The organism is Lutibacter maritimus, assembly GCF_900116115.1.
GTDB classification, from domain to species: Bacteria; Bacteroidota; Bacteroidia; order Flavobacteriales; family Flavobacteriaceae; genus Lutibacter; species Lutibacter maritimus.
Map to the genome: position 1 here is coordinate 119,609 of NZ_FOZP01000007.1, position 12,517 is coordinate 132,125.

The 12,517-nt window shown below is 28.4% G+C and carries 12 protein-coding genes; 2 read left to right on the plus strand and 10 right to left on the minus strand.

All coding sequences use genetic code 11. The features are described from left to right. Positions 1 to 47 precede the first annotated feature (47 nt). From BM335_RS12255 to BM335_RS12290, 8 genes are all read right to left on the minus strand, one after another. Positions 48 to 947: a 1,4-dihydroxy-2-naphthoate polyprenyltransferase gene (locus tag BM335_RS12255; protein ID WP_090228195.1), complete on the minus strand. Its 900-nt coding sequence runs from the start codon at positions 945 to 947 to the stop codon at positions 48 to 50. Beyond that, the gene (locus BM335_RS12260; RefSeq protein ID WP_090228200.1) at positions 938 to 2,422 is read right to left on the minus strand and encodes a PH domain-containing protein; all 1,485 of its coding nucleotides are present in this window, start codon (positions 2,420 to 2,422) and stop codon (positions 938 to 940) included. The genes BM335_RS12255 and BM335_RS12260 overlap by 10 nt, the downstream gene beginning before the upstream one ends. After that, entirely contained in the window at positions 2,415 to 2,921 is a 507-nt protein-coding gene (locus BM335_RS12265) for a PH domain-containing protein (RefSeq protein WP_090228203.1), read from the minus strand. The genes BM335_RS12260 and BM335_RS12265 overlap by 8 nt, the downstream gene beginning before the upstream one ends. Positions 2,922 to 2,935: 14 nt before the next feature. Continuing rightward, positions 2,936 to 3,715, minus strand: coding sequence for a (Fe-S)-binding protein (locus BM335_RS12270; protein ID WP_090228207.1), 780 nt, complete (start codon positions 3,713 to 3,715; stop codon positions 2,936 to 2,938). 18 nt (positions 3,716 to 3,733) lie between these two features. Next, positions 3,734 to 4,180, minus strand: a complete 447-nt coding sequence (locus BM335_RS12275; protein ID WP_090228212.1) for an LNS2 domain-containing protein — start codon at positions 4,178 to 4,180, stop codon at positions 3,734 to 3,736. A gap of 38 nt (positions 4,181 to 4,218) precedes the next feature. Next, positions 4,219 to 5,523, minus strand: a complete 1,305-nt coding sequence (locus BM335_RS12280; protein WP_090228216.1) for a 4Fe-4S dicluster domain-containing protein — start codon at positions 5,521 to 5,523, stop codon at positions 4,219 to 4,221. Between the two features lie 162 nt (positions 5,524 to 5,685). Then, entirely contained in the window at positions 5,686 to 6,648 is a 963-nt protein-coding gene (locus tag BM335_RS12285) for an MlaD family protein (protein WP_090228220.1), read from the minus strand. 60 nt (positions 6,649 to 6,708) lie between these two features. Beyond that, positions 6,709 to 7,860 carry an N-acetylmuramoyl-L-alanine amidase family protein gene (locus tag BM335_RS12290; protein ID WP_090228223.1) on the minus strand — a complete coding sequence of 384 codons (1,152 nt, stop codon included), beginning with the start codon at positions 7,858 to 7,860 and terminating at the stop codon, positions 6,709 to 6,711. 197 nt (positions 7,861 to 8,057) lie between these two features. On the opposite strand from BM335_RS12290, the gene BM335_RS12295 reads away from it, so the two are divergent. Then, on the plus strand, positions 8,058 to 10,718 hold the full coding sequence (locus BM335_RS12295; RefSeq protein ID WP_245780668.1) for a putative LPS assembly protein LptD: 2,661 nt from the start codon (positions 8,058 to 8,060) through the stop codon (positions 10,716 to 10,718). A gap of 12 nt (positions 10,719 to 10,730) precedes the next feature. After that, positions 10,731 to 11,111, plus strand: coding sequence for a RidA family protein (locus BM335_RS12300; RefSeq protein ID WP_090228227.1), 381 nt, complete (start codon positions 10,731 to 10,733; stop codon positions 11,109 to 11,111). Here the strand turns inward: BM335_RS12300 and BM335_RS12305 are convergent, their stop codons facing one another. Further along, a complete protein-coding gene (locus BM335_RS12305) occupies positions 11,112 to 11,474 on the minus strand; it encodes a methylglyoxal synthase (RefSeq protein ID WP_090228234.1) in 363 nt (120 codons plus the stop codon). A 45-nt stretch (positions 11,475 to 11,519) separates the two neighbouring features. Next, positions 11,520 to 12,512: a type I glyceraldehyde-3-phosphate dehydrogenase gene (gene gap, locus BM335_RS12310; protein WP_090228238.1), complete on the minus strand. Its 993-nt coding sequence runs from the start codon at positions 12,510 to 12,512 to the stop codon at positions 11,520 to 11,522. Positions 12,513 to 12,517: the final 5 nt, after the last annotated feature.

Consider the following 12,517-nt stretch of genomic DNA (forward strand, 5'->3'; position numbering starts at 1 on the left):
AAAGATATCTTTTATTTTTTAATTATAAAATAATAAACTCTTTTAATTTATAAAACCAAACCAAGACCAAACAAAACTGAAAAAATAAATGTACTAATTGCTAATTTCTTTAATTCTGGATCTAACAACCTTGGTTTTTCATTTTTGTACACAACCAAAAGATGCTTTGCAATTGGCAAGTACGCAGCAACAAATATAAATTGGTAAAATGAATTGAAATGTATCATTGTATACAAAAGCGCAAATAAAAATGAAGCTATTAATAAATAATAATGGTAATACTTTGCAAACTCTATCCCAATTTTAACAACCAACGTGTTTTTTCCAGATTTTATATCAGACTCTCGATCACGCATATTATTTAAGTTTAAAACACCAATACTTAAAAAGCCAATTGAAAATGCTGGTAGAAATACGGTAAAATTTAGCTGCTTTGCGTATAAATAATAACTACCACAAACACTAACTAAACCGAAAAAGATAAAAACAAACACATCACCAAAACCGCTGTAACCATAAGCATTTTTCCCCATTGTATATTTTATAGCTGCAGCTATACTTGCAATTCCAAGTACAAAAAAGATAATTAAATTGAAAAAATCTTCTTTACCAAAAGAAACATATATTAGTAAAACAGCAATTATAAGTGTTATTGCTATTGAAATTTTAATGACTTTAAGCAATTGCTTTGGCGTAATTTTACCACTTTGAATAGCTCTTTGCGGACCAACTCGTTCATTATTATCGGTTCCTTTAACTCCGTCGCCATAATCGTTAGCAAAATTTGAAATAATTTGAAATCCAACAGTTGTTAATAAAGCCAACACACAAATTGTTACATTAAAAAAACCTTCGGATGCTGCAATAAAACTTCCAACAATTATTCCTGAAATTGAAAGTGGTAATGTTCTTAAACGTGCTGCTTTTACTAACTCTTTTACATCCATGATTTATTTGAAATTTCAGTTTTATATAACATAATGTTAAACAATTCTATCGCTAACATTTTATTTATACAAGGTATTTTAATTTTTCCTGATGCAGTTTGTAAAATAATATCGGTAACGTTTTTTCTTTTCTGAAAAACAGTTTGTCGCATTTTTATATGTTGTATTTTAAATAATTCAAAATAAATAATTTCTGTAGAAAACTGTCCAGAACCTATTTCAAGTATATTGGTGTGCAATTTAAAATAAGATTTTTTATACTTCAAATTTATCAATAAAATAACCAATGGAATTCCAATTAAATTTATAAATAGAAAATTAATGCTTATAAGTGTAAACAAATTAAAAATGACTAATAACAAAAAACTTCTAAAATACATTTGTGTTAAATAGTATTTATTTGGTACAAATATTTCTTGATTTTCATCTATTTCTTTACCAAATAAAATATTTTTTAAAATTGATAATTGATTCATTTTTGCACCAACAATTTTAACGATTTTATTGTTTTTAACCTTTCCACTACTTGCCTGTTTAAAAACTACATTATAAATTCCTATAATTTTTTTTAACGGATTTGTTGAAACAACTAAATATTGAACTTTTTCTTTTTTAATAATATTATGTTGCTTGGTAATTAATCCTTGAGATATTTCTAATGCTTTATCTTTTAAACTTAAATTTAAATTATAGTGTTTTAAAAATGTTCTAACAAATGAAATTATAATTGAAATTATAAATGTAAATAACAACAAAATACTCACTAAAAACACATCGTGAATCAATGAATTTGCTTTTTCTTCAACTAGTACATCAAGCTTATTATTTATTACTAAGTCTCCTAACAAATCTTTTAATTGCACGTATCCAGAAAAAATAAATGCAAACAATAATAAAAAGCTATGAAAATGATTTTCAGAAATACTTACTTTAAATAATTCAAAAGGTGAAATTTGTAATAATTCTGTTGGTGGTTTGGCAATTAAAATTTCTTCAACATTTTCAGTTTTTTTATCGCTAAACAACACTTCTTTTAAAGCTTCTGCGCGTTCTTTTGTTAATGCCTTTATAGAAACCTCAACCGTTTTTGCTCCAGCAGTTTCAATTTCAACTTCAGTAACATTTATAAGTTGTTGAATAAAATTTTGTTTAAATTTTACATTCTGAATTTTAGAAAATGGGATGGAAACATTGGTCTTTTTTAAAATTCCGTGCTTTAAAACAAAGTTGTTATCTTTTACTTTAAACTTGTAGTTTAAGTATAATAATATGGAACGAACCAAAATATAAATTAAAATAAGTGCAATACTCAACAAAATTTTAGTGGCGCTAAAATTTTCTGGTTTTTTAGTAAAAAAAAGTGGAATTAAAACCCAAGAAGATTTTAATGATTTATAAAATATTAAAGAATAATTTACAATTATTCCTTTGGAAGATTGTCTGGAAAAAGAAGAAAAATTGAAGGAATTATTCATTAATAAAGTTTGTGATATACTCTTTAATTTTTAAGGCTTCCTTTTTTGGAATTCCATTAATTTTCAAGTCATCATTACTTTCTCCTGCAGTAAATATTTGGATAGAAGCTAATTTAAATAAGCGCGAAATTGGTTTTTGGTCAACTTCTAAATGTTGCACTCTGGCAAATGGAACAGTCGTTAATTTTTCAATTAAAATTCCACTACTATATGAAATGTCTTTTTCACGTAATGCGTATTTTCTTCTGGAAAAACCAGCAATTAAAATCACATTATAAATTATGACAATAATCGCTAATATTATATAGTCGTAGTTTGAAAACTTTGGGTAAATTTCAGCATATTTATGGTCTATCAAGAAATAATAAGCTATAAAAATTACAATCCATACTATTGCTGAGTTAAACAATAAAATCCATAAATAATTTTTATGGATTTTTAAAAAGTTCAATTGATCAATATCGGGAATTTCAGTTGTAATTTGCGCGTTTTGAAACATCTAATTTAATAAAATTATAAATCTTCTGCATTAGCAATTAGCTCTGCAATGTCTAAAACTTCAATTTCAGCTTCTTTATTGGTAACTTTTACGCCATCTGTCATCATAGTATTACAAAACGGACAACCGGTTGCAATAATATCTGGATTTACTTCAATAGCATCTTCTGTTCGCTCAATATTGATGTCTTTAGTACCTTTTTCTGGTTCTTTAAACATTTGTGCTCCACCAGCACCACAACACAATCCATTCGTTTTACAACGCTTCATTTCAACTAATTCTACATCTAATTTTTGAATTAAATCTCTTGGAGCTTCATAAACATCATTTGCACGACCTAAATAACAAGGGTCATGAAATGTAATTTTTTTTCCTTTAAATTTTCCGCCTTCAATGGTTAATCTACCATCATCAAGCAGCGATTTTAATAATTCTGTATGATGTACTACTTCATAAACTCCACCTAATTGTGGATATTCATTTTTAATAGTATTGAAACAATGCGGACAAGCAGTTACTATTTTTTTTATTTCATAAGCATTTAAAATTTCTATGTTTGTCATAGCTTGCATCTGAAATAAAAATTCGTTTCCTGCTCTTTTTGCAGGATCACCCGAACAGCTTTCTTCTGTACCTAAAACAGCAAACTCTACGTTGGCTTTATTTAAAATTTTGATAAATGCTTTTGTAATTTTTTTTGCTCTATCATCAAAACTTCCTGCACAACCAACCCAAAATAAAACTTCAGGTTGTTTACCTTGCGCCATCATTTCTGCCATTGTTGGTACGTTCATACTTTTATTTTTTAAATATTATTCGTGTTTTCCGTCATCAAATACTTCAATAGTAACTTCTTTAGCTACTAAATCGGTAAATTTACCTCTATATCTTGTTGCTTTTACTAAATGATTATCTATCCAATGGTAATTCCCTCCTCTAGGTTTTCCCATTAATAAACTATGATATTTAAATCCGTTTTTTTCTAACCAAGTTTCAGTATATGCTCTATGCTCCTCAGTTCTTGAAGTAAAAAAGCAAATAATATGCCCTTCGTCATACCATTTATTTAATGTTATTAAAGCATCTGGATATACTTTTGCTGTTAACATTCTTTCTGGTTCTTCATTTGGTATGTCGTCACAAACTGTCCCATCTATATCAATCAAATAATTTTTAATTCCTTCAGGTAAAATTGGGCTAATATGTAATCCTTCTTCTACTTTTTCATGTAATAGTTTATCTACATCCTCTTTTTTCATTCTTTATGTGTGTTTTTTGATTTTTAGTTGTTATTGTTTTATTCATTTTTCCAATTTAACCTATCCATTTGGTTGTATTGCCATGGTGCTCCATTATTTTCAATATTTGTCATCATACTATTTAGTTCTTGTGGAGCAGCAGATTGTTCCATTACTAAATATCTTCTTAAATCCATAATTATTGATAATGGATCAATATTTACAGGACATTCTTCAACACATGCGTTGCAACTTGTACAAGCCCAAATTTCTTCTGGTGTTATATAATCTGATAGTAATTGTTTACCATCTTCAATAAATTTTCCATTTTTATTGATATTTTCACCAACTTCTTCTAATCTATCACGCGTTTTCATCATAATAGCACGTGGTGAAAGTTCTTTTCCTGTAATATTTGCTGGGCAAGATGAAGTACAACGTCCACATTCTGTACACGTATAGGCATTCATTAATTGAACCCAATTTAAATCGGCAACATCACTAGCGCCAAATTTTTCTGGAACTGTAGCTTCTGCACCTTCAGGAGCAGCTGCAAATGGATCTATTGTTGGATCCATCATCATTTTTACTTCACTGGTTACAGATTCTAAATTTGTAAATTGACCTTTTGGATTTAAATTTGCGTAATATGTATTTGGAAATGCCAATAAAATATGCAAATGTTTAGAGTAGTATAAGTAGTTTAAAAACACTAATATTCCTGCAATATGCAACCACCAAGCAGTTCTTTCAATAGCTGTTACAGCTGTAAAACTTAAATTATGAAATAATGGTGCTATGTATTGACTTATTGGGTTTCCAACATTTAATTCTTGAAAATGATTATCAGCGGCATTCATTATTAAGAATAACGACATTAAAACCATTTCAAAATATAAAATATATAATGCGTCATTTTTAGGAAATCCTTTCATTTCCTTGTTCCAAAAACGAGGAATTTTAAGTATCATTCTTCTAATCCAAAAAACAGTAACGGAAACTAAGACTAATACTGCCAAAATTTCAAACGAAGCAATTAAAAAACTGTAAAAACCACCTAAAAAAGACAATACTCTGTGGGTTCCAAAAATACCATCAATAATTATTTCAATTACTTCAATATTAATAATAATAAAACCTAAATAAACAATAATGTGAAGTATTCCTGCAACGGGTCTTTTTACCATTTTAGATTGCCCTAAAGCAATCATAGCCATATTTTTCCAACGTGCATTTGAATTATCAGACCTATCAACTTCTTTCCCAAGTTTGATATTTCTGATTAATTTAGTAATGTTTTTAACAAAAAAACCGACTCCTATTGTTAGAAGAATTACAAATGCTATGTTGTCAATATAGTTCATACTTTTTGTTTAGTGATGATTAAAAAATATAGCTTCATCAATTACTTTTCAAAAACAAATAAGACTGCAAATTTAATTTAAACTTCCTAAAAATTTGATTGTTATTTAATAATTATTGAATAGTTTTATTGATATTTTCACAAAAATATTTCTATTAATTGATTATTCTTTTACTTCAGAAGAAGGTGGTTGGTAACCTTTATCCTTTTTTCCGAATATAGAAAAATGCACAAACCTTTTTGGGTGTTCTTTAATTTCGCGCATCAACTCTTCTAATTCTTTTGATGCATTTGTAAGGTTTGTATACATTTGCTCATCGTATAGTAATTTACCCATTGTACCATTTCCTTCTTCAATATTATTTATAATAGAAGATAAACTTGCTATACTTGTTTCTAAATTTTTAATTGTTTTTCCAATATCAGCATTTACTAATGAATCGGAAAGCATCGATAGGTTTTTTGTTAATACTTCTGTATTCGTAAGTGTTTTGGATAATTTTTCGTCGTTGGTTTTAACTAAATTATTAACGGATTCTGAAATTTGTTTAAAATTTGCAACCGTTTCATTTAATTGTGCAATGGTACTTTTTAAATTGTTTCTACTTTTAACATCTAACACATCAGTTAAACCTGTCATTAAAGAATCTGCACTAACAATTACATTTTCTACTTTAGCCTGCAAAGGATTTAATTTTTCAGTTACAGTTGAAAAAATATCTGATTCTATTTCACCTGCAATAAAATCACCAGGTTTAGCAATTTCACCTTCATAAGATGGAACAATTGCTAACGATTTTCCTCCCATTAAACTAGCACTGTAAATTTTTGCGATACTATTTTTAGAGAACTCAAAATCATTTTCAATACTAAATTCAACAATTAATTGTCCTTTTTTATTTGGATTTTGGTTGAAATTTATTGAAATAACTTTTCCAACCACAACACCATTAATAGTAACTTCACTAGAAGTATTTAAACCTTGTACGTTATTATATTCGGTATAATATGTTTTTAAAGGTCCGTCAAATAGATTCATACCTTTTAAAAAATTATATCCCCATATAAAAAGGGCTATAACTCCAACAGCAACAATACCGGTTTTTAATTCTCTTGATATTTTCAAAATAAAACTTTTTTAATTAGCAATAATACTAATAATTTTTGGTAGTACTTGCTTAACTTTCTATGATTTTTTTAAAATATCATCTACAGAAACTTTATTTCCATTTTTAAAAGCAACTATAAATGCTGATGTATATCCTTTGGATTTTGCAAGTTGTAACACTTCTTTAATCTTATTATAATCCGAAGTTCCACCTAAATAATATTTATAACTTGACCCTACTTGCACTCTTTCAACATTTTCTAATCCGTTAAAATTATAGGAACGTGTTTCTAATTTTCGAGATCCTGAAGCAATTTGTACTTTAAATTCTGCTTCAAAATTATTTTCATTATTAGTTTTCTGCTTGGTAATTTTACCTTTATTTTTAGTATTTATTGGTAAATCTTCTAAATCAATATTTACAACCGTATTTAAAGATAATTGCTCTTTATATTTTAAAATTCCATGATAAATAGATTCAGAGAATTTTTTTTGGCCTTCATAAGAGCTTAATAAAGCACCTTCTTCAGTATTTGTAATAAAACCTGTTTCTATTAAAACGCTTGGCATATATGTTTGGTGCAATACTACAAAACCAGCTTGTTTAACGCCTCTGTTAACTCTGTTTAATTTGGTAGTAAACACATTTTGAATAATACTTGCTAATTGTATACTTTGATCTAAATACTCTTCTTGCATTAAAGTTAATCCGATTACTGATTCTGGAGAGTTAGGATCAAAACCTTTATAATTGGTTTTATAATTATCTTCTAGTAAAATTACAGAGTTTTCTGCTTTAGCAACTTCAAAATTTCGACTATTTGCGTGGGTTCCTAATACCCAGGTTTCTGCACCTCTAGCTTGTGAGTTGTGTGCATTACAGTGTACTGAAACAAATAAATTGGCATCGGCTTTATTTGCAATTCTACCTCGCTCCCACAAATCAACAAAAACATCCGTTTTACGAGTATAAACTACTTTAATATCTTTTTCTTTTTCTAATAACGCACCAACTTGTAATACAATTTCTAATGCTATTTCTTTTTCTTTCGTGTTATTGCTTCCAACTTTTCCAGGATCTTTTCCTCCGTGTCCAGCATCAAGCACAACAATAAATTCTTTATTTTGGGCAAAACCCGTATGATTTATAAAAAGAATTAGTATAAAAAATACGAAAATTTGGGAATAATTCGTTCTTATTTTAATTTTAGTAAAGAGTTGTGAGTTCATCAAATTTTTTAATTAATTTTGGCAACTGTTATTTGGTGATACAATTATTGAGCCATACATTTACAAACTGTCAATTTAGGCTATTTAATTAATAAGCTAAAGTAAAAAAACTTATGCTATCAAACCAATTTAAAAAGTATTTTTATAAAAATTTCATTATTAAAACAAATAGCAAAAATACAACTCTTCTGATTTATTTGATATTAGCAAATTGCTTTATCAGTTCAACAATTTATTCTCAAGAAATTAAACAAACTATTAAGGATAATAGCGAACTAAAGCTTTCTGATACTATTTTTATAAAAAATGATTCTGTTATTATTCCAAAAAATGATTCTATAAATTTAAAAGCAAAAGACTCTCTTATTGCAAGCAAACCTAAAGATTCATTAAAAAAACCTAAAGAACTTTTAGAAAGCATTATTGAACATAGTGCTGATAGTTTAATTAGACAAGATATAAAGAATAATAAAATTACTTTATATAAAAATGCACACATTCATTATAAAGATATTGATTTAACTGCTGGTTTTATTGAAATTGATAATAAAACAAATATTGTAACAGCAAAAGGTATTAAAGATAGTGTTGGTGTATATACAGAATTACCCGTTTTTAAGCAAGGTTCACAAGAATCTACTCAAGATACTATTAAGTTTAATTTCAAATCTGAAAAGGCTAAAATCTGGAATTTAAAAACCGATCAACAAGGAATTATCATTAAAGGTGAAGTAAGTAAAAAGCATAATGATTCCGTAATTTTTATAGAAAATATAAAATTAACATCTTCGCAAAAAGATGATCCAGATTATTACATTAGAGTAAAAAAAGCAAAATTTATTAAAGATCAAAAATTAGTCGCTGGTGCTAGCCAATTAGTAATTGCCGATGTTCCAACACCTGTTATACTACCTTTTGTGTATGTTCCAATGACTCAAGGAAGAACTTCAGGATTTTTAATGCCTACTTGGGGTGAAAATAACAGACAAGGTTACTTTTTACAAAATGGAGGTTACTATTTTGTATTGAGTGACAACTTTGACTTGGCAATTTTAGGAGATATTTATACCAATGGAAGTTGGGGATTAAGAACTGAATCTGGATACGCAGTTCGCTATAAATTTTCTGGAAATTTTGATTTTAGATATGAAAATTTAATTAACAGCTTAAAAGGATTGGATGATTATGCTAAAACATCAAATTACAATATCCGTTGGAGCCATAGTCAAGACCAAAAAGCTAGTCCAAACTCACGTTTTTCAGCATCTGTAAACTTAGGAAGTAGTAAATATTATAAAGAATCTAATAACGAGTATAATACAAACTCCTTTTTAAATAACACGCTTAGTTCTTCTATTTCATTTTACAAAAAATTTGTTGGCACACCTTTTAACATGTCATTATCTGTAACGCATTCTCAAAATACAAATACAGAACAGATTTCAATGACATTGCCGTCATTACAAGTTAATATGGATAGAATTTATCCTTTTGTTGGTAAAGGTGGTGCAAAAAACAATGCGCTTCAAAAAACAGGATTAACCTACTCAATGAAAGGCGATAATAAGATAAATACCACAGATGAATTTTTCTTTAAAAAAGAAATGTTTGATGAAGCAAAATCTGGAATTCAACATAGTTTGGCTTTAAATACCAATATGAAAGTCCTTAAATATTTTACACTTTCTCCAAATGTAAACTACAAAGAAGTTTGGTATTTTGATAGATTAAAGAAAACTTTTGATGATGCTGAAAATGCAGTAGTTACTGATACTATTAGTAGCTTTAGTTCATTTAGAGAATACAGTACAGCACTTTCATTAAGCACCACATTTTATGGAATGTTTAAGTTTAAAAAAGGTAGTAAAATTGAAGCAATACGTCATGTTGTAAGACCAAGCGTTTCCTATAGCTACAGACCAGATTTCAGTTTTTACAATGAAGAAGTACAAAAAACTGCAGATCCAAATAATACTATTGAATATTCTCCTTTTTCAAACGGTATATATGGAAGTCCTGGAACAGGTATTTCAAACAGTTTAAATTTCTCATTAAACAATAACCTTGAAGCTAAAGTTAGATCTAAAGATTCTACCGAAACCGAATCAAAAAAAATTATTTTATTAAATAATTTAAACTTTTCTACCAGTTATAATATGGCTGCAGATTCATTAAAATGGAGTCCGGTTAGTGTAAATGCAGGTACAAACTTATTTGACAATAAACTAAGTGTAAATGCCAATGCAACACTAGATCCTTATGCGATTGATGCTAACGGAAAAAAAATTAATACGTTTAATTTTGATAACAATGGAAGCTTATTTAGACTAACAAATGCAGGATTAACACTGAACTATTCATTAGCTAGTAAAAGTGGAAAGAAAACAAAAACTGATAGCCAGAAAAAAGCAGACGCTAATAATTCTGAGGGTGTTTTTGGAGAAAGTTCAATTGCTTCAAATCAGCAAACTCCTGCTGGCGAAAGTAGTGAAGAAGTTAAAGAAACTAAACTTTTTGGCGCTGAAATACCATGGTCTTTAAAAATTGCTTATTCTTTAAATTACAGTAATTCCGCCAGGCAAAAGGAAATTTCATCAAACTCATTAATGTTTTCAGGTGATTTAGATTTAACTCCTAAATGGAAAGTTGGTTTTTCATCTGGTTATGACATAAAAAATCAAGGGTTCACCTATACTCAATTGCGTTTTTCTAGGGATTTAGATAGCTGGAAATTAAACTTCAACTGGGTACCATTTGGAGACAGACAAACGTATTACTTTTTTATTGGTGTAAAATCATCTATGTTAAGTGATTTAAAATACGATAAGAGACAACAACCAGACAGAAGATTATTCTAAAATTAATTTATTATGAAAAAAATTATTCACACTAAAAATGCACCAGCGCCAATTGGTCCATATAATCAAGCAGTACTAGTTGACAATACATTATACACTTCAGGACAAATTGCAATAAACCCTGAAACTAATGAGTTGGTTATAGATTCTATTGAATTAGAAACAAAACAAGTTATGGAGAATTTAAACGCTGTTTTAAATGCTGCTAATATGACTTTTGAAGATGTTGTTAAAACATCTATATTTATATCAGATATGAATAATTTTGCTAAAATAAATGATGTTTACGGAAGTTACTTTAACAACGAAACGGCTCCTTCAAGAGAAACTGTTGAAGTTGCCAATTTACCAAAATTTGTTCACGTTGAAATATCAATGATTGCTATAAAATAATTAAATAGCTTTTATTAAAAGTTCAGCAGTTGCTGGGTTTGTGGCTAACGGCACATCATGAACATCACATAAACGCATTAACATTGCAATATCAGGTTCGTGTGGATGCATACCTAGCGGATCTCTAAAAAATAAAACCATATCTGTTTTACCTTCTGCCACTCTACCAGCAATTTGAGCATCACCACCGTAGGGCCCAGATAAATACTTATTTACTGTAAAACCCGCTTTTTCAGCATTTTTTCCAGTTGTACCTGTTGCTATTAATGTTATGTTTTTTGAGATTATTAAAGCTTTAAAATCCATTAAAAACTGAATCATTTCGGCCTTTTTACCATCGTGTGCTATAATTGCTATTTCCATAGTGTAAAAATAAGAAACTTACTTATTAATTATTATATTTTTCTATTAAAGTGTATGTGAATATTCTATTAAATCTACAATTTTAGTAGCATATCCAAATTCATTATCATACCAAGCTATAATTTTAAAAAAATTATTATTTAAAGCTAAACCTGCTTTTGCATCAAAAACTGCTGTTCTTGGTTCTGAAACAAAATCTTGAGACACAACTTCATCTTCTGTATAACCCAAAATCCCTTTCATTTCATTTTCAGATGTCAACTTCATAACCTGTTTTATATGTTCATAATTTGTTGATTTTTTTAAACGTACTGTTAAATCAACTAAAGAAACATCAACTATAGGAACTCTTACCGCCATAGCAAGTAATTTTCCCTCTAATTCAGGCATAATTTTTAGTACAGCTTTACCAGCATTTGTTGTAGTTGGAATCATATTATTTAAAGCTGATCTACCTCTTCTCCAAATAGCTTCAGGTCCATCAACTGTATTTTGGCTAGAAGTAGCTGTATGAACTGTTGTTGCTAACGCTTCAACAATTTCATAATTATCATTTAACACTTTTGCAATGGGCGCTAAACAATTTGTAGTACAAGAAGCGTTTGAAAAAATAATGTCTTCTTTTTTTAAACTTTTATGATTTACCCCCATTACAAACATAGGCGCATCTTTTGAAGGTGCGGAAATCACTACTTTTTTTGCGCCTCCAATTAAATGAAGTGCTGCTTTATTTTGATCCGTAAATAAACCTGTTGATTCTATTACAAAATCAACATCTAGGTTTTTCCAAGGAATATTTTCTGGGTTTTGCTCTGAAAAAACCTGAATTATTTGATTATTAACAATTAAATGATTTTCATGAACTTCAACTACACCTTTAAATTTCCCGTGAACAGAATCATACTTTAATAAATAGGCTAAATGATGAATATCTAAAAGGTCATTAATTCCAACAATTTGAAAATTTTTTCTATTTATTGCAGTTCTAAATGCTAATCGGCCAATTCTTCCGAATCCATTTATTCCTAGTTTTATCATTTAAA